This window comes from Gammaproteobacteria bacterium (genome assembly GCA_016199745.1).
Lineage (GTDB): Bacteria > Pseudomonadota > Gammaproteobacteria > Acidiferrobacterales > Sulfurifustaceae > JACQFZ01.
The window spans coordinates 36,128-55,923 of the sequence record JACQFZ010000049.1 but is presented as its reverse complement, the minus strand read 5'-3'; the positions used below and the strand labels follow the sequence as shown (position 1 = coordinate 55,923).

Sequence of the window (19,796 nt, the reverse complement as noted above, 5' to 3'; positions counted from 1 at the left end):
GGGGTCTGAAATGTAAGCGGACTCGTCCGCGTGCTGCTGTTAGAGCACTTCGGCTTTATCGCCCTTCTTCTCTAACCATTCCTTGCGATCGGCCGAACGTTTCTTGGCCAATAACATGTCGAGCAACTTTTGCGTGGTCTTGAGCTCGCCGAGCTCGAGTTGTACCAATCGGCGCGTGTCCGGCGCCATCGTCGTCTCGCGCAACTGGATCGGGTTCATTTCGCCGAGACCTTTGAAGCGCGTGATCATTACCTTCGCCTGGCGTTTCTCCGCTTGCAGGCGATCGAGCACGCCCTTCTTCTCGTCTTCATCGAGCGCGTAATACACGTCCTTGCCGACATCGATGCGGAATAGCGGCGGCATTGCTACGTACACGTGCCCCGCCTCCACCAACGGCCGGAAGTGCTTTACGAACAACGCGCACAACAGCGTCGCGATGTGGGCACCGTCGGAATCGGCGTCCGCCAGAATGCAAACCTTGCCGTAACGCAATCCATTCATCTGCGCCGAGCCGGGATCGATACCGAGGGCGACGGCGATATCGTGCACTTCTTGCGAACCGAGCACTTCGCCGTGCTCGACTTCCCAGGTGTTCAAAATTTTTCCGCGCAGCGGCAATACTGCCTGAAACTCGCGATCGCGCGCCTGCTTGGCCGAGCCGCCGGCGGAGTCGCCTTCGACCAGAAATAATTCGGTGCGCGTGAGATCGGTGCCGGAACAATCGGCGAGCTTGCCGGGCAACGCCGGACCAACGCCGATCTTCTTGCGCTCGATGCGCTTCTCGGCCTTCAGCCGCAGCTGTGCCGATTCAATAGCAAGACTAGCGATACGCTCGGCGTCTTCGACATGTTGGCCGAGCCAGATGCTGAAAGCATCCTTGGTGACGCCGGCGGCGAACGCCGCCGCTTCGCGCGACGACAACCGTTCCTTCGTCTGCCCGGAGAATTGCGGCTCGCGCATCTTGAACGACAACACGTACGCGGTTTTACCCCAGACATCTTCCGGCGCGAGCTTAATACCGCGCGGCAACAAATTGCGGAACTCGCAGAACTCGCGCAGCGCATCGGTCAGGCCGGTGCGAAAACCGTTCACGTGCGTGCCGTCTTGCACGGTCGGAATCAAATTGACGTAGCTCTCCATCACCGGCTCGGCAAGCTCCGCCGCCCAGACGATCGCCCAATCGGCTTCTTCGTTCGCGCCCTTGAAGTGACCGCAGAACGGCTCTGCCGGAATCATCTCGATGTCGCCGAGCTCGCTCAACAGATAATCCTTGAGCCCGTCTTCGTACTTCCACTCTTCGTCGTCTTTCGGCTCGGATTCGTTCTTGAAGGTGACGTGCAAGCCGGGACACAGCACCGCCTTCGCCCGTAGCAAGTGCTTCAAGCGCGGTACGCCGAACTTCACGGTGTCGAAAAATTTCGGATCCGGCCAGAAGCGTACGGTCGTACCGGTCTCGCGCTTGCCGACGGTGCCGATAGCACGCAGCTCGGAAGTCTTGGCGCCGTCGGCGAAGGTCATGCGATATTGCTTGCCGTCGCGCCGCACCAGCACTTCGAGCTTCTTCGACAACGCGTTGACCACCGACACGCCGACGCCGTGCAGACCGCCCGAGTAGGTGTAGTTCTTGTTCGAGAATTTACCGCCGGCGTGCAACCGCGTGAGGATGACTTCGACGCCGGAAATTTTTTCACCCTTGTGCTTGTCGACCGGCATGCCACGGCCGTCGTCGGTCACCGACAACGAGCCGTCGTCGTACAGCACCACGTCGATCGTCTGGGCATAACCCGCGATCGCTTCGTCGACGCTGTTGTCGACGACTTCTTGCGCCAGATGGTTGGGGCGCTCGGTCTGGGTGTACATGCCCGGGCGCCGGCGAACCGGCTCGAGCCCGGTCAAGACTTCAATGGCGGAGGAATCGTAGACGGTGCTCATAAGGGCTAATCCAATTATTCGCGGTCACGCGCCGTTAGCGACCGCAAAATTTCTTGCGGCGAACGAGGGCTGCCTCGATGGCAAATGTGGTAGTCGCGCAGCAGGTCGCGAAAAGCGTTCGGCCCTTCCTCGGCAATCGGCGCCCAACGCGGATTCTGCACGGCGCGGAATTTTTGCTCGGAGGTACCAATCGCATAGATTTTGTACTGTGCCGATCCGCAGCGCATACCTTCGTAAAACACGTTACGCGCCCCGCGCGCCGATTGCACGACTACCGCGAAACGCACTACCCCGTCCTGACCAAGGGACACGGACGTGCGGTCGATATCGATCGCGATGCCGGCGGATTTCTCCACCGGCACTTGCGCCAAATTGCTCGCATCCGGATATGCGGGGATGGCGACCTCAGCCAGCTCTTGCCAGATGACTTCCGCTGGCTCCGAATAGTTCTGCCGCGGCTTGTCTTTGCCGAATGCCAGCACCGCTGGCGAACCGCCAAGCAAACCGACGGCCGCGACAACCAGCAAGCAGGTACGCGCGTAATCAATCATTACTTTTTGCAGAAAGCCCCATGACACGGGGCGGCAGTATACCGAAGAGGTTGGGTGCATTCGATCATTCAACGCGAAGCGAACTAACTCCCCCTCCCCCTCGCAGGGGGTGAGGCGGGGATTTCGCGAACACACTTAACGTGTGTTCGCGCCGCCGAACGGGTGCGCGCGGTTCTGGCGCACCCTGGGCGGGAATGGCAAGGGGAGAGGGGGCGTTCCAATCCTTCCACCAGCCTGAAAAGCCTCACGTAGCTTAGTCGTTCAAATCGCACGCGAGCGCATCGCGCGTGTCACGCGCAACCGGGTCGGCGGCATGGCGATAGTTCGCATGATCTGTACCGAAAGCGATGTTCGCTCCCTGGCGCACGGCCTGCACCATGTCGCGCGTCAACTCGAAACGCAGAAAATGGACCGACGATGTCTTATTGTCGTCGGTGCGCTCCAGGTCCTCATCGGCAATGGCATAAATCGGATCAAAGCCGGCAATGCGTGCCCACACATGGCGCTCGACGTCGCGCAGCTGCGCGAGCGCGGTACGGCGTTCATCGACGTCGGGATACTCCAGCAAGAATGTGGCCTTCCAGTTACTACCATCCGGAATCAACGGATTGTAAGCATCGAGCTCGTCACGGATACCTTCAGCCTCGAAGATACGCTCGATGCGCAACATCTCTTGGATTTGGTACTGCATCGTTAATCGGTCTTCAAAGCTGAGCGTTGCGTTCGGTCCGATCGGCACCTGCCGCTGGCGCTTGTGCGCGATCACTTTGTCGCGGAACTCGGATCGGCGGCGAGCGTACTCTTCGAGAGAAAAAAGATCGTCGCGAGTTAATTTTTGCATAGAGGTTTTCCTAAAAATTTACCGGTCATTCCAGGCGAAACACAGAAACTTCGATCATCCGCCGCTCGCCTTACAGCCCGTAAGCCCGGCGTAACAACGTTAGCGGATGTGTCGGCTCGCGACCATCGCGCAATCCGTTTTCGATTTGATGACCCGCCATCGGACAGTCGCTGGCGTAATGCGCGGCTTCGGCGGCTTGCACGCGGCTCACCACCGGCCGGCAGATTTTCATGGACGTTTCATGGAACTCGGACTTCACGGCATAGGTACCGTCGTGCCCGGAACAGCGCTCGATCGGCTCGACCTCGGTATTCGGTACCAACGTCAATACGTCGCGCGTCTTCAAACCGATGTTTTGCACGCGCAAATGACAAGCGACGTGATAAGCGATCTTGCCGAGCGAATTTTTGAAATCGGTACGCAGCCGGCCTTCCTCATGACGCAACATCAGATACTCGAACGGATCGAACATGGCATCGCGCACTTTGCGCACGTCGGCATCGTCCGGGAACATGAGCGGCAGCTCTTGCTTGAACATGAGCACGCATGACGGCACCGGTGCAACGATGTCCCAGCCTTGATCGACGAGCTGCGCTAGCACCGGAATGTTGACGTCTTTCGCCTGTTGCACCGCTGCCAAATCGCCGAGCTCGAGCTTCGGCATGCCGCAGCAACGCTCGCGCTCGGCGATCCGCACTGGGATGCCGTTGTGCTCGAAAATTTTGATCAGGTCTACGCCGATCTCGGGTGCGTTGCGATTGCCGTAACAAGTCGCGAACAACGCGACTTGGCCGCGCGTATGCGCCGTCGGTTGCGGAACTACCGGTGACGTCGGCCGACGCTGGGCGCGCTTGCGCAATGTATCGGCGTGATATTTGGGTAGTGTTGCATCGGCATGAACGCCGAGGGTTTTATCGAGCACCCGGCGCATCGTTGGATTCTTGTTGGCAGCGTTGACCGCATGCACCACCACCGGAATACCGGCGAGGCGACCGACAACATCGGTATTCGTCAGCAGGCGATCGCGAAACCGCGTTTCGCCCTGCTTAAACTTCACCGCCTTCGCCCGCAGCATTAGGTGCGGAAAATCGACGTTCCAGGGATGCGGCGGCACGTACGGGCACTTGGTCATGTAGCACATGTCACACAGATAACAGTGATCCACAACCTTCCAATAATCTGCCTTGGCAACGCCGTCGACCTCCATCGACTCGGAGTTATCGATCAAATCGAACAGGGTCGGGAAGGAATTACATAGGCTGAAGCAACGGCGACAGCCATGACAGATGTCATAGACCCGCTCCAACTCTTTAAAGAGCGAGGCCTCGCTGTAGAAATCGGGATTCTGCCAATCGAGCGGATGGCGAGTCGGCGCTTCGAGGCTGCCTTCGCGCTGTTCCGTCGGCGTCGGTTTGGACATGACTGGCCCTCGTCCCGACCCGGCATACGCCGGGTCGGTTCGTCGTGACAGGAACGGCTTACTTGCCTAACGTGTCGAGCGCCTTTTGGAAACGATTGGCGTGCGAGCGTTCGGCCTTAGCCAGGGTCTCGAACCAGTCGGAAATTTCGGCAAAACCTTCGTCACGGGCGGCCTTGGCCATCCCTGGGTACATGTCGGTGTACTCGTGGGTCTCACCGGCGATGGCCGCCTTCAGATTGTTCGAGGTGGAACCGATTGGCAGACCGGTGGCCGGATCGCCGCAGGTTTCGAGGTATTCCAAATGACCGTGGGCGTGGCCGGTCTCGCCTTCGGCGGTCGAACGGAAAACCGCGGAAACGTCGTTATAGCCTTCAACATCGGCCTTGGCGGCGAAATACAGATAACGCCGGTTTGCCTGCGATTCGCCGGCAAAAGCGGCCTTCAAATTGCCTTCGGTCTTGCTGCCTTTGAGCTGTGCCATTGCAATACTCCTCCGGTTAAGGTTTAACAAGCTGCTGATTTTAAAAAGTAACTTATCGATCGGGAGATTTAGAATCAGTCTAAATTAGGGATGTTTTCACTGTCAACGCATAGCGAAAATAAGATTAAAAAACGCGGGTAGTGAATATTCCGTTCATCGCAGAAAGACGGCGCTATCGTCCATAGATTCAACCGCAACTGCGACTATTCTTACAGAGCGTCGCCAACCTGTTTCCCAGGCATCGTCGAGCCACAATTAAACACCACAACAACACCTTCGGGCATGTTTTTGTTATTTCAGTGGATCATTTGGCGTGACCCGCCGGGGTGCACTAGTATTCTTAGAACTAGGGATCAGCCAAACCGCACGGCGGTATCAATAAATAATCGATGGCAACCGTAAACCCCACCAACAATTTGAGCGGATTAGCCCTGCGGCTGGTGCGCGAGAACTTACTGACGCCGGCCGACGCCGAACGCGCACAGACCGATGCCCTGGCCGTCAAACTTCCGTTCGTAACATATCTCGTTGAGAACAAAAAGCTCAATGCCGGCATCATCGCCCGCATCGCGTCAGAAGAGTTTGGTGTCCCGCTCTTCGACATTTCCACCCTCGATTTAGAATCGGCGCCGGTTAAGCTGGTCGACGAGAAGATCCTGCGCCGGCACCACGTGCTGCCGCTGCACAAGCGCGGTTCGCGTCTGTTTGTCGCTATTGGCGACCCGACCAATCTGCAGGCACTCGACGAGATCAAGTTCCACACCGGCCTCGGCACCGAGCCGATCCTGGTGGAGGAAGACAAGCTCGCGAGCATGATCGAGAAGTGTCTCGAAGCGCAGGACACGCCGTTGCTCGATATGTCGACCGACGACAGTCTCGAAAACCTCGAGATCGTCGCCGGCCAGGAAGAAAAAGACGGACCGCAGACCGAAGAAGGCGTCAATGACACGCCAATCGTCAAGTTCGTCAACAAAGTGTTGATGGATGCGATCAACCGCGGCGCTTCCGATATCCATATCGAGCCGTATGAAAAGACCTATCGCGTCCGCTACCGCCAAGACGGCATCCTGAATGAAGTGGCCAGCCCGCCGCTGGCGCTGTCCGGCCGCATTTCTGCCCGCATCAAGATTTTAGCTCGACTCGACATCGCCGAACGACGTGTGCCGCAAGACGGCCGCATGAAGATGCGCATCTCCAAAAACCGAGCGATCGACTTCCGCGTCAGCACGCTGCCGACAATCTGGGGCGAAAAGGTGGTGATGCGTATCCTCGATCCGACATCGGCAACGCTCGGCGTTGAAAAACTCGGCTTCGAGGACGATCAAAAGAAGGTATTCCTCGAACAAATCCAACGTCCCTACGGCATGGTACTGGTGACCGGTCCGACGGGTAGCGGTAAAACAGTGTCGCTTTATACCGCGCTCAACATTCTGAATACGCCCGGTACCAACATCTCAACCGCCGAAGACCCGGTAGAAATTAACGTCGCCGGCATCAACCAGGTCAACATCAACGACAAGGCCGGCCTCACCTTCGCCAATGCCTTGCGCGCCTTCTTGCGCCAAGATCCGGACATCATCATGGTCGGCGAAATACGCGACCTCGAAACCGCCGAGATCGCCATCAAGGCGGCGCAAACCGGTCACATGGTGCTGTCGACACTACATACCAACGATGCGCCGGCCACATTAACGCGTCTCGTGAACATGGGCGTACCACCGTTCAATATCGCCTCAGCCGTCAACCTGATCGTTGCCCAACGCTTGGCTCGTCGTCTGTGCCCCAACTGCAAAGTACAGCTCGAGGTCCCCGAACAAGCGTTACTTAAGGCGGGCTTTGATCCCAGTGAGATCAACAAAATCTCGGTCTATGGACCCGCCGGTTGCGATCTATGCAACAAAGGCTATAAAGGTCGGGTAGGTATTTACCAGATTATGCCGCTGTCCGAACCCATTGGCGAAATTATCATGCGCGGCGGCAATCAGCTCGACATAGAACAGCAAGCGCAAAAGGACGGAGTCCCGGATCTCCGTCAATCCGGTCTGCGCAAAGTTCGCGCCGGCGTAACCAGTCTCGAAGAAGTCGAACGCCTTACTAACCAATAAATCCTATGGCCACAGCCGCAACCAAAACAAAACCTAAGTTCGATGCCTATGTTTGGGAAGGCACCGACAAGCAAGGCAAGAAGGTAAAGGGCGAGATGGAGGCGGCCAGCGTTGCCTTCGTCAACGCCACTTTACGCCGCCAAGGAATTAATCCGGCCAAGGTATCGAAACGTGGCAATAGCCTGTTCAAGGCGGCAAACAAGAAGAAAATTAAGACGAAAGACATCGCCGTATTTACCCGCCAACTTGCGGTGATGCTGCAAGCTGGCATACCGGTAGTGCAGGCATTTGATATCGTTGGCAAGGGCCACGAGAACCCGTCGATGCAAGATCTCATTATGAGCATCAAGAGCGATATCGAGTCGGGCACCAATTTGACGATCTCGCTCTCCAAGCATCCGCTCTACTTCGACTCGCTCTTCTGCAATCTGGTCGCCGCCGGCGAACAAGCCGGTATTCTCGACGGCATCCTAGAGAAGCTCGCCATTTACAAAGAAAAGATCGAGAACATCAAAGGTAAAATTAAATCGGCGCTGTTTTACCCAGCTGCCGTCGTCGTCGTCGCCTTCATCATCACCGCCATCCTTTTGGTGTTTGTGATTCCGCAATTCGAAGACCTGTTCAAAGGATTCGGCGCCGATCTGCCGGCACTAACAAAGTTCGTGGTCGATTTATCGCGCGGCTTCCAAGCAACGTGGTACATCATTATTCCTGGCGCCGTCGGCAGTATCATGTTTGCGAGCTATAGCTATAAACGCTCGATCAAGGCGCAGCACACCATGGATCGGTTGGTCCTAAAGGCCCCGGTTATCGGTGTCATCATCAAAAAGGCGACCATCGCTCGCTTTGCCCGTACCCTAGCCACCATGTTCGCCGCCGGCGTGCCGCTTGTGGAAGCGCTCGAATCGGTCGCCGGTGCCGCCGGTAATCGTGTCTACTTCGAAGGCACGCAAGCGATTCGTGCCGATGTATCGACCGGTATGCAGCTACAGGCGGCCATGAACGCCACCGGTCTGTTTCCCAACATGGTGATCCAAATGGTCGCGATCGGCGAGGAATCCGGCGAGCTCGATGCCATGCTCGGCAAAGTGGCGGATTTCTACGAGGCCGAGGTCGATGACGCCGTGGCCGCGCTGAGCAGCTTGCTTGAGCCGATTATCATGGCATTCCTCGGTATCGTCGTCGGCGGCATGGTAGTGGCGATGTATCTCCCGATCTTCAAGATGGCGTCAACCGTCTAACACCAGGTACGCATGCTTATCACACCGGCGATGCCGGCTATTTCATGACTGCATTAGCGCCATTTTTCGCCACCTACCCCGCGGCGTTTATCGTTACGATTTTCGTGTTAGGTCTGCTCGTGGGCAGCTTCCTCAATGTCGTTATTCATCGTTTGCCGATCATGCTCGATCGGCGCTGGCGCGCGCAGTGCGAAGAGCTGTCCGGCCAGCCGATGCGTGAAACCGAGCGCTACAACTTAATCGTTCCACGCTCGCATTGTCCGCAGTGCGAACATCGCATCACAGCGCTGGAAAACATTCCGCTTCTCAGCTTCGCTTGGCTCGGCGGCAAATGCGCCGGCTGTGCCAAACGCATTCCGTTGCGCTATCCGATGGTCGAGCTGTTTACCGGCGTGATGTCGGCATTCGTTGCTTGGCGCTTGGGCATCAGCACCGCAGCGCTGGGCGCTCTGCTGCTCACCTGGATCCTGGTTGCGCTAACGTTCATCGATTACGACCATCAGCTCTTGCCGGACGACCTCACGTTACCGTTGCTGTGGCTCGGACTGATCTTCAACCTGCAAGCCACCTATGCCGCGCTTCCGTCGGCCGTTATCGGTGCGCTCGCGGGCTATTTATCGTTATGGCTGGTCTATCAACTATTCAGGCTGCTAACGGGCAAAGAAGGCATGGGCTATGGCGATTTCAAGCTGTTCGCGGCGTTTGGCGCTTGGCTCGGCTGGCAACAACTGCCACTTATTATTCTGCTGTCGTCGTTTTTGGGGGCGGTAATCGGCGTCGGCTTTATCGCCTTTAAGGGCCGAGATCGCAGTCTGCCTATTCCGTTTGGGCCGTTTCTTTGCCTGGCCGGCTGGGTAGCGCTGCTTTGGGGGGACGATATTACCCGCGCTTACTTGCAGTTGGCCCGCTTCAGCTAAGCTATGCGTATGTTACGGATCGGACTGACAGGCGGAATCGGTAGCGGAAAATCCACGGTCGCGGCTATGTTCGCCCGCCGCGGCGCGCCGGTGATCGACACCGATGAAATTGCGCATGATCTCGTGCGCGCCGGCCAACCAGCGCTGCAAGAAATCGAGCGTGCCTTTGGCGCCGACGTCATCGATGCCAACGGCAATCTCGATCGCGCCAAAGTCCGCGGACTCATATTCGACGATCCGACCGCGCGCCATCGGCTCGAAGCGATTCTCCATCCGCGCATTCGCAACACCGTGAAAGCGGAGCTGGCCAAGCTGAACGAACCTTATTGCATCATTGTGGTACCACTGCTGATCGAGACCCACTTCGAGGAATTTGTCGATCGAGTGTTGGTCGTCGACGCCGATAAGAAACATCAGATCGAGCGAACCATGATGCGCGACGGCGTCGCTGAACAGGCGGTGGTTCGCATCATGGCAGCACAGGCCGGTCGATCGCAGCGACTTGCTCACGCTGACGACGTTATCGCCAACAAAGGTACGCTCGAACAACTGGAACACGATATCGAGCGACTCGACACCCGCTATCGCGCGCTCGCCGCTGCCAACTAACTTTGTGGGCTGAGCGCCCGCACGACGCGCTCGAAGTCGTCACACCCCCACACACCACTGATCATCGCTAGCCCTTGCGCACCGTTCGCTCGTGCTGGCGAAATATCGTCGGTGCGCATCCCCCCCAGCGCATAAATCGGCAACGGAGAGTCGACACTCAGCGCCGCAAAAGCGTCCCATCCGAGCACGGTCGCTGCCGGATGACTCGCCGTCGATTGCACCGGACCGAGCACGACGAAATCGACCGCCAACGCTTGGGCACGTTTGATCTCCGCCGCATTGTGGCAAGAAGCAGCGACCCATTGATCGACACCGAGCGGACGCACCGACAGCGTCATGAGCCGCCGGCTATTTAGATGCACCCCGTCAGCGTCGCATTCGCGCACCCACTCCGGTTCCGCATTCACTAACAGCCGTGCGCCGTACTGCCGGCAGACCGTCGAAAGTCGTCGCGCATAAGCACAAAATCGTTGGCGGTCGAGCCCAGGCTCACGCAACTGAACCAAACGCGCGCCCGCGGCCAACGCCCGCTCGAGCCGCTGCTCGAACACGGCTTCGCCCAAACGGTGCGCGTCACTGATGAGGTACAACGATGGAAGTTGCAGGCGCCGCAATACCGGCCGGTCAGCGTTGGGAAATTCACTGGGTACAAGCTGCGCAATATCGGACCAGCGCACTTCTTGATCCTCTCGACCATAAGGCACGCCGCGATAGCGCTGTACCTGCCAGATATCGAGCAACACATCGAGCTCGGGATAGGCGTGGTGCACCTGTACGAACGGCTGCGCCTGCTCGACGTCGATACCGAGCTCTTCGTGCAACTCGCGTGCGAGCGCGGCATACGGCGTCTCACCCGCGTGCAATTTACCGCCAGGGAATTCCCATTTGCCAGCTTGATGCACATCGGCCCGGCGGCGCGAAAGACATATGCGGCGGCCGTCGATCAGCAGGCCGGCAACGACATGGATTGCAGGTCGCGTCACTTCACGCTTCTAGCGGATTAGCTGCGGTAATCGGCGTTGATTCGCACGTAGTCGTGCGAGAAGTCACAAGTCCAAACCTGCGTACGATGGTGACCAAGCCCGAGCGATACCCGCACATGAATTTCGGCCGGACGCATCGCCTCGCGCCCCTTGGCTTCGGTGTAATCGGCGGCGAGCGCGCCGTTCCGTACCACACAGGTGTCGTTGAGCCAGATCGCCACTCGGTCGACATCGAGCCGCGCAATCGGCGCGCGACCGACCGCCGCCAATAGCCGGCCCCAATTCGGATCGGAAGCGAAGAACGCCGTTTTAACCAACGGCGAATGAGCAATGGTGTAGGCCACTGCCAAACAATCCGCTTCGGAGTCACCATCGATTACTTCGACGGTGATGAATTTGGTCGCACCTTCGCCGTCGCGCACAATCGCCTGCGCCAGCTCGATACAGACTTCGCGCACCGCCGTACGAAAGCGTTCGTAAAGCGCACCCTGCGGTTGGTCGATGCGATCGTTACCGGCGCGACCGGTTGCCAGCAACACACAGGCATCGTTAGTCGAGGTATCGCCGTCGATTGTAATACGATTGAACGAGGCGTCGGTCGCGTCGCTGATGCAGGCCGCCAGCGCCGCTTGGCCAACGGCAGCGTCGGTGGCAATAAACGCCAACATCGTTGCCATATCGGGGCGGATCATGCCGGCACCCTTAGTGATACCGGTAATGGTAATCTCATGCTCGCCGAGCTTGAGACGACGCGAGCTGCCTTTGGGCACGGTATCCGTGGTCATGATGCCGTACGCGGCGTCGGCCCAGCCAGACTCGCTCAGCGCAGCCACCGCCGACGGCAATCCGGCCGTCAAACGGTCGAGCGGAAAGCGCTCGCCAATCACTCCGGTCGAGAACGGCAATATCTGTGATGCATTGCAACTAATTGCGTGCGCGAGCGCGGCGCAGGTGGCGTTCGCATCCTGCAGACCGGCGTCGCCGGTACCGGCATTGGCAAAACCGGTATTGATTACCAACGCCCGCACTGCACCGCTCTCGAGATGTGCCCGCGCAACGTGGACCGGCGCGGCGCAAAAACGATTGCGGGTAAAGGTCGCAGCGGCTTCCGTACTCGGCGTGCATTCAATCACGACTAGATCGCGACGATTCGCTTTACGCAGGCCCGCCATGGTCGTGCCCAGCCGAACGCCGGCAACGGGATGCATGGTCGGAAGACCGGTGAGTCCAACTGCCATCGAAGTTTCGCCTAACGGAAGCGGCGGCTCATTCGAGCCGGCCGTGACACTGTTTATATTTCTTACCGGAGCCGCACGGACACGGTTGATTGCGACCGACCTTCGGCTGCTTGCGCACCGCTGGACGCTGGGCCACAGCGACATCATCACCTTCGTGGGTGGCTTCATTGCCGTCAGCGGACGGATGCAAAAACTGCATCGGCGGTTGCGGTCGCGGTGGCGGCGGTTCAACCACCGGCGCCGCTTCCGGCTGCTGTTGAAATTGCAGGCGCGCGAGCATCGTTACAACTTCGTGCTTCACTCGCCCGAGCATATCGGAGAACAGCTCGAACGCCTCGCGCTTGTATTCCTGCTTCGGGTTCTTCTGGGCGTAGCCGCGCAGATGAATGCCCTGACGCAAATAATCCATCGCCGCCAGGTGATCTTTCCACTGTTGATCCAGCACCTGCAGCATCACCGCTTTCTCTAAGTGACGCATTACCTCTGGGCCGGCGCCGGCGGCTTTTTCTTCTTGGCGCCGCTCGATTTCGCTAAGGATGCGTTCGCGCAGTTTGCTGTCGTCGAGGGCACTGTCCTCGTCCAACCAACGCGCGAGCGGTAGCTTCGCGCCGAACTCGCGTTCTACATTCTCTTCCAGCGCCGGGACATTCCACTGCTCCGGTAGACTTTGCGCCGGGAGGTATTGATCGATGGCGGCGTTAACCACATCGTGGCGAATAGCGCGAATACTGTCGGAGATATCGCCGACGTCGAGCAAGCGATTGCGTTGATCGTAAATAACTTTGCGCTGCTCATTAGCGACGTCATCGTACTCGAGCAACTGCTTGCGGATATCGAAGTTGCGCCCTTCGACCTTGCGTTGCGCGTTTTCGATCGCCCGCGTTACCCACGGATGCTCGATCGCCTCGCCTTCCTCCATGCCGAGTTTTTGCATGAGGCCGGCGACTCGGTCGGAACCGAAGATACGCAGTAAGTTGTCTTCGAGCGATAGATAGAAGCGAGTCGACCCCGGATCGCCTTGCCGACCGGAACGTCCACGCAGCTGATTGTCGATACGGCGCGACTCGTGGCGCTCGGTGCCGACTACGTGCAAACCACCGGCGGCGACGACTTGCCGGTGACGTTGCTCCCAATCGGCGCGAATTTGTTGCTGCTTTTGCGCGTCATCGCCAACCGCGGCGAGTTCCATGGTCAAGTTACCGCCGAGCACGATGTCGGTGCCGCGGCCCGCCATGTTGGTCGCAATCGTCACCGCACCCGGGCTGCCCGCCTGCGCGACGATCAACGCTTCGCGCTCGTGTTGCTTGGCGTTCAATACTTGATGCGGAATCTTTTCCTTTTCAAGCAGACGCGACAGCTGCTCGGACGCTTCGATTGAGATCGTGCCGACGAGCACCGGCTGTCCACGGGCGTTGCAATCTTTGATGTCGGTAAAGATGGCAACGTGTTTTTCCTTAGCGGTCCGGTAAACCTGATCGCCGTTGTCCTGCCGCACCATCGGGTTGTGCGTCGGGATGACAACGACTTCGAGGCCATAAATCTGCTGGAACTCGAAGGCCTCGGTGTCGGCGGTTCCGGTCATGCCCGACAATTTCTTATACAGCCGGAAATAATTCTGGAAGGTGATGGTCGCGAGCGTATGGTTCTCGTTCTCGATCCGCGCGCCTTCTTTGGCCTCGATCGCCTGATGCAGACCCTCGGACCAGCGCCGCCCTACCATCATGCGGCCGGTGAACTCATCGATGATGATGACCTGCTCATCACGCACGATGTAGTCGACCTCGCGCCGATACAACGCATGCGCCCGCAAAGCGGCGTTGAGGTGATGCATCAACGCTAGACTGGAAACGTCATAGAGATTGCCGCCTGCCTCAAGCAAGCCGGCTTGTGTAAGCAAACGTTCGACCTTCTCGTGCCCGGCTTCGGTGAGGAACGCCTGGCGCGTTTTTTCGTCGACGCTGTAATCGCCCGGACCGTCTTCCTGCTCTTGTTTCTGCAGCTTCGGGATGATCGTGTTGATCTTGACGTAAAGATCGGTGCTCTCTTCCGCCGGGCCGGAGATGATCAGTGGCGTGCGCGCCTCGTCGATCAGGATCGAGTCGACTTCATCGACAATGGCAAAATTCAGACCGCGCTGGGCACGATCCTCGGCACGAAATGCCATGTTGTCGCGCAGGTAATCGAAACCGTATTCGTTGTTGGTGCCATAAGTAATATCGGCGGCGTAACCGGCGCGTTTGGTGTCGCGATCCTGTCCAGGCACAACCACACCTACGGTCAGCCCCAAGAAGCTATAAACCTTGCCCATCCATTCCGCGTCGCGGCGGGCGAGGTAGTCATTCACCGTTACCACATGCACCCCGCGGCCCGACAGCGCGTTGAGGTACGCCGGCAAGGTTGCCATCAGCGTTTTGCCTTCGCCGGTACGCATCTCGGCAATCTTGCCCTGATGCAGCACCATGCCGCCGATCAGCTGAACGTCGAAATGCCGCATGCCGAGCGCGCGTTTGGCCGCTTCGCGCACCGCTGCAAAGGCTTCCGGCAGCAGTGCGTCCAGCTCTTCGCCTTGCGAGACACGCGTCTTAAATTCAGCCGTCTTGGCTCGCAAGGCTTCATCGGACAACGCTGCCACGCTCGGCTCGAGCGTATTAATGCGCTCGACCTGCCGTTGCATGGTCTTAAGTAGCCGAGAATTTCGGCTACCGAAAATCTTGGTAAGTGTTTTGGTGATCATTGAGAAAAAACCGCGCGGTGCGCAACAAATTCGGCTTGAAGCGCGGGATTATGGAGGAAAATGACAGCGACTTGAAGCGACAGATCCCGACCTAACGAGCAGCTTGTAAGTATGCCATCGGATTCACTGCTTGGCCGTCCTTTAACACCTCGAAATGGACATGAGGGCCCGTAGATCGGCCCGACGAGCCTACCAATGCAATAGCGTCGCCGCGGGTCACCTTATCACCGACCTTGACCAACAGCGATAGGGTATGCGCATAGCGCGTGACCAGGCCGCTGGCATGGGTAAGCTCGATGACTCGACCATAGCCGGTCGTTTCCCCCGAGAATGAGACAACACCATCGGCCATTGCGCGAATGGGTGAACCAAAGTGGGAGGCAATATCAACGCCCGAATGAAACGCAACATTGCCGGAAAAGGGATCGGCACGTTCACCGAAACCAGAAGAAATAAAACCTCCTTCGACCGGCCAGCCGGTGGGCGTCACTGCTTCCGTCACTCGGCGATGCAGCAGCAAGGCATCAAGCGCCCTTAGGCGCGTCTCTGAGCCGCGGATTTCATCAGCCAATCGATCCAGGCTGGTCGAAACATCTATCCCCTGCGCTTGCGTCAGACGCTCCGGTCCGCCCTGCGCCACCTCGCCCTCAAAATCGAACTCACGATCGTCCAACCCTGCCATCCGCGTCAGTCTTCCGCCCAACGCATTAAGCCGAAGTACCTGCGCTTGCAGTTGGCCCATGCGCAATGCCAACGCGTTAAGGTGCGTGCTTGCTTGTTGCTTTGCAGCTTCCAGTGCGCGCGACTGATTGGTGATCTCAGCGGCAAACGTCGTAATTCGATCTTCCGCAACAGCGGATCGATTCACTAAGGATTGAATACGTAGGGCGACGAATCCAATAATGAACGGCAGCAGCACACCGCCGACGAAGATAATCACCATGAGGTGGCGGTGAGAAAGGCAGCTGTTCCTACCGCTACCTGACTTGCCTGGAACGAGAATGATGTTCATCGGCTCTCTCTTATTTTTAGTTAAGCCGCCCTCAGGCGCGGGCTGCCTTGCAAACGACGGCTGGCGCGAGCCAGCAAATTACACTGTGCTCGCGTCGTCGGAAAAGTCGGGTGGACGAACTTTTCCGATCTGACCTAAATCAGGTTGCCGGCAGCGTCCGGATAAACGAGATGGGTGCTTCCTCGTTATCGGTGTAAGTCATCAGCTCCCAGGCATCGCGCGTAGCGACGAGCTGACGTAGTAAACGATTATTGAGCGAATGGCCAGACTTATAAGCACTGAAAGCACCGATCAAGGGGCAACCTAACAAATAAAGATCGCCGATGGCATCCAGCACCTTATGCTTAACAAACTCGTCTTCGTAACGTAGCCCATCGTCGTTCAGCATGCGGTATTCGTCGAGCACGATGGCGTTGTCCATACCGCCGCCGCGCGCTAGCCCGGCCTGACGCATGGTCTCGAGATCGGCCATAAAACCGAAGGTACGCGCGCGGCTTACTTCGCGTACGAACGAGGTAGTCGAGAAATCTACACAGGTATGCTGCGCCGAGCTGCGGAACATCGGATGATCGAAGTCGATACCGAACGAAACCTTAAAGCCCTCAAACGGCTCGAATGCAGCCCATTTGTCACCATCGGTCAGTTCGATACGGCGTTTAATACGAATAAAGCGCTTAGGCGCCACCTGCTCGGCAATGCCGGCAGATTGAATAAGAAATACAAACGGACCAGCGCTACCGTCCATGATCGGAACTTCGGGCGCGGTCAATTCGACATAAGCGTTGTCGATACCTAAACCGGCAAACGCCGACATTAAATGTTCAACGGTCGATACGCGTACGCCGTTCGATTCAAGCGTGGTTGATAAACGCGTATCGGAAACATTCTCAGGACGAGCACGGATCTCGACCGGAGCCTTGAGATCCGTACGACGGAATACAATGCCGGTTTCCACCGGCGCTGGACGCAGCGTCAGGTAAACCTTTTCCCCCGTATGCAAACCGACGCCGGTAGCGCGGATGACATTTTTAAGTGTGCGCTGCTTAATCATTACTCTTTATCGCGTGTTTTTTCGCTCACAAACGATTGGATAAATGCAACGTCCCAGTCACTGTGGAGGTGAGCGCGGCTACCCCTGCTGCGGAACATTGCGACGGCAGCCAATCCATCCTCCGTGGAAACAACGGATTCGGAGTAATTTAAGAACAAATAGCTGAGGCTGTCCAGCCGCATTTCGTGGGTATTTACTATTTGGACCTCATCCCACGACGAACGGATGAACAGCCTTGCACTTAGTCAGCTTGTTTGCGCAAGAAAGCGGGTATATCCAAATATTCTAACCCACCGTCCACAGCGCCCTCTGAGCGCCGATCGGACCGGCGATGGCGAATCACGGTCGGGGTGTCCAGCGACTCGTAATCCATTGTTCCAGTTCCTGTTTTTATCACCTTATACGGCTGGTGTTGGTGCTGGTGTTGCTGCTTACGCTTATCTTGGCCAAGGCCGGTGGCAACCACCGTCACCCGGAGCTCGTCGGTCAACTGCGGCTCGATGACCGTACCGATGACCACAGTCGCGTCTTCCGCGGCGAATTCCTTAATCGTATTACCGACCTCCTCGAACTCACCAATCGACATATTAAGTCCAGCCGTGATGTTCACCAGCAAACCACGCGCGCCAGAAATATGGACATCCTCGAGCAGCGGGCTGGAGATCGCCGCCATAGCCGCTTCTTGCGCCCGACCCTCGCCAGTAGCCGTGGCCGAACCCATCATCGCCATACCCATCTCTGACATCACCGTACGAACGTCAGCAAAGTCGACGTTGATAAGGCCCGGACGAGTAATCAACTCAGCGATACCCTGCACGGCATTCTGCAGCACTTGGTTCGCCTTGGCGAAGGCATCGAGCAAACTTGCGCCCTTGCCAAGGATGGTTAGGAGCTTTTCATTCGGAATAGTAATGATGGAGTCGACGAACTCGCTGAGCTCGCGGATACCTTGCTCGGCTATCGCCATGCGCTTCTTGCCTTCGAAGGGGAACGGTTTGGTCACGACCGCGACCGTCAGCACGCCCATATCCTTCGCCACCTGCGCCACTACCGGCGCCGCGCCGGTGCCGGTGCCACCGCCCATGCCGGCGGTAATAAAGATCATATCGGCGCCCTGCAACACTTCAGCGATACGCTCGCGATCTTCGACTGCCGCCTGCCGACCGACCGTAGGATCAGCACCGCAACCCAATCCTTTGGTTAGGTTGGTGCCAAGCTGTAGCACGGTTTTCGCCTGCGTGCGCTTCAACGCCTGGGCATCGGTGTTGGCGATAATGAACTCGACGCCGTCGATATTAGCCGCAACCATGTGGTCAACCGCGTTTCCGCCGCCGCCGCCCACTCCTATTACTTTGATAACGGCTTGTTGGCCGTAGGTGTCGATGAGCTCAAACATTGTTAGTACCTCCAGATATATCCGTCATAAATAGAAAATCGTTAGAAGTTGCCTTCAAACCAACCTCGCATTTTTGTCCAAAGGCCTTTCACTCCGGCTACTTGTGGCCGGGGCACGAAACCTCTGCCTTGGCGACTGCGCGCACCGTAGAGCACGAGCCCGACACCAGTCGCGAAAATCGGGTTCTGCACAACGCCCTTCAACCCGCCAACGTACTGCGGGATGCCCAAACGTACCGGCATGTGGAATACCTCTTCCGCCAAATCCACCATGCCTTCCATCTTGCTGCTGCCACCGGTGATGACCATGCCCGAACCGAGCACGTCCTCGAAACCGCTGCGGCGCAATTCCGCCTGCACCAGGCCGTAAAGCTCTTCGATGCGCGGCTCGATCACTTCCGCCAGCATCTGTCGCGACAATTTGCGCGGCGCACGATCGCCGACGCTCGGAACTTCGAGCGACTCGTCGCGATGCGCGAGCTGCGTCAACGCGCAGCCGTATTTCTGTTTGATGTCCTCGGCGAACTGCGTCGGTGTACGCAACGCAATCGCGATGTCGTTCGTGACTTGATCGCCGGCGATTGGAATCACGGCGGTATGCCGGATCGCGCCTTCGGTGAACACCGAGATATCGGTAGTACCGCCGCCGATGTCGATCATGCACACACCGAGCTCTTTCTCGTCTTCGGTCAGCGTCGACATACTGGAAGCAAGCTGCTCCAGAATGATGTCGTCGACTTCGAGCCCGCAGCGACGCACGCACTTGACGATGTTCTGTGCCGCACTCACGGCGCCGGTAACGATGTGCACCTTCGCTTCAAGCCGCACCCCGCTCATGCCGATCGGCTCGCGGATACCGTCTTGCTTATCGATGATGAATTCCTGCGGCAAGATGTGCAGCAGTTTTTGATCGGCCGGAATCGCCAACGCCCGCGCCGCTTCGAGCACGCGCTCGACGTCGTCCTGACCAACTTCTTTGTCCTTGATAGCGACGATGCCGTGCGAATTGAAGCTGGCAATATGCGAACCGGCGATTCCAGCGAATACCGAATGAATTTGGCAGCCGGCCATCAGCTCGGCCTCTTCGACCGCGCGCTGAATCGATTGCACGGTCGACTCGATGTTAACCACCACACCCCGCTTCATACCGCGCGACGGATGATGGCCGACACCGACGATTTCGACCTCACCCGTCGGTGTCACTTCAGCCACGATCGCCAGCACCTTCGAGGTGCCGATATCCAACCCCACGATCAATTTTCCGTCGTCTCTTTTTGCCATTCTTT

At 57.8% G+C, this 19,796-nt stretch carries 16 protein-coding genes; 4 read left to right on the top strand and 12 right to left on the bottom strand.

The features are described from left to right. Positions 1-39: 39 nt before the first annotated feature. The 5 genes from parE to HY308_12995 form a co-directional block, all read right to left on the bottom strand. Entirely contained in the window at positions 40-1,932 is a 1,893-nt protein-coding gene (gene parE, locus HY308_13015) for a DNA topoisomerase IV subunit B (GenBank protein MBI3899200.1), read from the bottom strand. A 14-nt stretch (positions 1,933-1,946) separates the two neighbouring features. Further along, the gene (locus tag HY308_13010; GenBank protein MBI3899199.1) at positions 1,947-2,483 is read right to left on the bottom strand and encodes a hypothetical protein; all 537 of its coding nucleotides are present in this window, start codon (positions 2,481-2,483) and stop codon (positions 1,947-1,949) included. 253 nt (positions 2,484-2,736) lie between these two features. Beyond that, positions 2,737-3,342 carry a DUF3501 family protein gene (locus tag HY308_13005; GenBank protein ID MBI3899198.1) on the bottom strand — a complete coding sequence of 202 codons (606 nt, stop codon included), beginning with the start codon at positions 3,340-3,342 and terminating at the stop codon, positions 2,737-2,739. A gap of 52 nt (positions 3,343-3,394) precedes the next feature. Further along, complete coding sequence (locus tag HY308_13000) at positions 3,395-4,744, bottom strand: Fe-S oxidoreductase (GenBank protein MBI3899197.1); 1,350 nt, start codon at positions 4,742-4,744, stop codon at positions 3,395-3,397. A 58-nt stretch (positions 4,745-4,802) separates the two neighbouring features. Beyond that, a complete protein-coding gene (locus tag HY308_12995) occupies positions 4,803-5,225 on the bottom strand; it encodes a rubrerythrin (GenBank protein ID MBI3899196.1) in 423 nt (140 codons plus the stop codon). Positions 5,226-5,614: 389 nt separating this feature from the next. On the opposite strand from HY308_12995, the gene pilB reads away from it, so the two are divergent. Genes pilB through HY308_12975 form a run of 4 tightly spaced genes read left to right on the top strand, consistent with a single transcriptional unit; the run spans position 5,615 to position 10,097 of the window. Next, a complete protein-coding gene (pilB, locus tag HY308_12990; GenBank protein MBI3899195.1) occupies positions 5,615-7,330 on the top strand; it encodes a type IV-A pilus assembly ATPase PilB in 1,716 nt (571 codons plus the stop codon). Positions 7,331-7,335: 5 nt separating this feature from the next. After that, positions 7,336-8,571, top strand: a complete 1,236-nt coding sequence (locus HY308_12985; GenBank protein MBI3899194.1) for a type II secretion system F family protein — start codon at positions 7,336-7,338, stop codon at positions 8,569-8,571. A 44-nt stretch (positions 8,572-8,615) separates the two neighbouring features. After that, entirely contained in the window at positions 8,616-9,488 is an 873-nt protein-coding gene (locus HY308_12980) for a prepilin peptidase (GenBank protein ID MBI3899193.1), read from the top strand. A 9-nt stretch (positions 9,489-9,497) separates the two neighbouring features. Next, a complete protein-coding gene (locus HY308_12975) occupies positions 9,498-10,097 on the top strand; it encodes a dephospho-CoA kinase (protein ID MBI3899192.1) in 600 nt (199 codons plus the stop codon). Here the strand turns inward: HY308_12975 and HY308_12970 are convergent. The 7 genes from HY308_12970 to ftsA all read right to left on the bottom strand — a co-directional run bounded on the left by HY308_12970 (position 10,094) and on the right by ftsA (position 19,791). Then, entirely contained in the window at positions 10,094-11,080 is a 987-nt protein-coding gene (locus HY308_12970; protein ID MBI3899191.1) for a Nudix family hydrolase, read from the bottom strand. The two genes, HY308_12975 and HY308_12970, sit on opposite strands and share 4 nt — an antisense overlap. Before the next feature lie 17 nt (positions 11,081-11,097). Then, positions 11,098-12,318, bottom strand: a complete 1,221-nt coding sequence (gene argJ, locus HY308_12965) for a bifunctional glutamate N-acetyltransferase/amino-acid acetyltransferase ArgJ (protein MBI3899190.1) — start codon at positions 12,316-12,318, stop codon at positions 11,098-11,100. Between the two features lie 28 nt (positions 12,319-12,346). After that, entirely contained in the window at positions 12,347-15,049 is a 2,703-nt protein-coding gene (gene secA, locus HY308_12960; protein MBI3899189.1) for a preprotein translocase subunit SecA, read from the bottom strand. A gap of 94 nt (positions 15,050-15,143) precedes the next feature. Further along, positions 15,144-16,064, bottom strand: coding sequence for a M23 family metallopeptidase (locus HY308_12955; GenBank protein ID MBI3899188.1), 921 nt, complete (start codon positions 16,062-16,064; stop codon positions 15,144-15,146). 139 nt (positions 16,065-16,203) lie between these two features. After that, the gene (locus HY308_12950) at positions 16,204-17,115 is read right to left on the bottom strand and encodes a UDP-3-O-acyl-N-acetylglucosamine deacetylase (protein ID MBI3899187.1); all 912 of its coding nucleotides are present in this window, start codon (positions 17,113-17,115) and stop codon (positions 16,204-16,206) included. 241 nt (positions 17,116-17,356) lie between these two features. Further along, complete coding sequence (gene ftsZ / locus HY308_12945) at positions 17,357-18,511, bottom strand: cell division protein FtsZ (protein MBI3899186.1); 1,155 nt, start codon at positions 18,509-18,511, stop codon at positions 17,357-17,359. A gap of 41 nt (positions 18,512-18,552) precedes the next feature. Further along, positions 18,553-19,791, bottom strand: a complete 1,239-nt coding sequence (ftsA, locus tag HY308_12940) for a cell division protein FtsA (protein MBI3899185.1) — start codon at positions 19,789-19,791, stop codon at positions 18,553-18,555. Between the last annotated feature and the right edge of the window lie 5 nt (positions 19,792-19,796).

Coding starts and splice junctions, on each gene's coding strand:
- parE (MBI3899200.1), bottom strand. CDS start 1,932: ATGAGCACCGTCTACGATTCCTCCGCCATTGAAGTCTTGACCGGGCTC.
- pilB (MBI3899195.1), top strand. CDS start 5,615: ATGGCAACCGTAAACCCCACCAACAATTTGAGCGGATTAGCCCTGCGG.
- HY308_12995 (MBI3899196.1), bottom strand. CDS start 5,225: ATGGCACAGCTCAAAGGCAGCAAGACCGAAGGCAATTTGAAGGCCGCT.
- ftsA (MBI3899185.1), bottom strand. CDS start 19,791: ATGGCAAAAAGAGACGACGGAAAATTGATCGTGGGGTTGGATATCGGC.
- HY308_12950 (MBI3899187.1), bottom strand. CDS start 17,115: ATGATTAAGCAGCGCACACTTAAAAATGTCATCCGCGCTACCGGCGTC.
- HY308_12975 (MBI3899192.1), top strand. CDS start 9,498: ATGTTACGGATCGGACTGACAGGCGGAATCGGTAGCGGAAAATCCACG.
- HY308_13000 (MBI3899197.1), bottom strand. CDS start 4,744: ATGTCCAAACCGACGCCGACGGAACAGCGCGAAGGCAGCCTCGAAGCG.
- ftsZ (MBI3899186.1), bottom strand. CDS start 18,511: ATGTTTGAGCTCATCGACACCTACGGCCAACAAGCCGTTATCAAAGTA.
- HY308_12985 (MBI3899194.1), top strand. CDS start 7,336: ATGGCCACAGCCGCAACCAAAACAAAACCTAAGTTCGATGCCTATGTT.
- HY308_13010 (MBI3899199.1), bottom strand. CDS start 2,483: ATGATTGATTACGCGCGTACCTGCTTGCTGGTTGTCGCGGCCGTCGGT.
- HY308_12955 (MBI3899188.1), bottom strand. CDS start 16,064: ATGAACATCATTCTCGTTCCAGGCAAGTCAGGTAGCGGTAGGAACAGC.
- HY308_12980 (MBI3899193.1), top strand. CDS start 8,616: ATGACTGCATTAGCGCCATTTTTCGCCACCTACCCCGCGGCGTTTATC.
- argJ (MBI3899190.1), bottom strand. CDS start 12,318: ATGGCAGTTGGACTCACCGGTCTTCCGACCATGCATCCCGTTGCCGGC.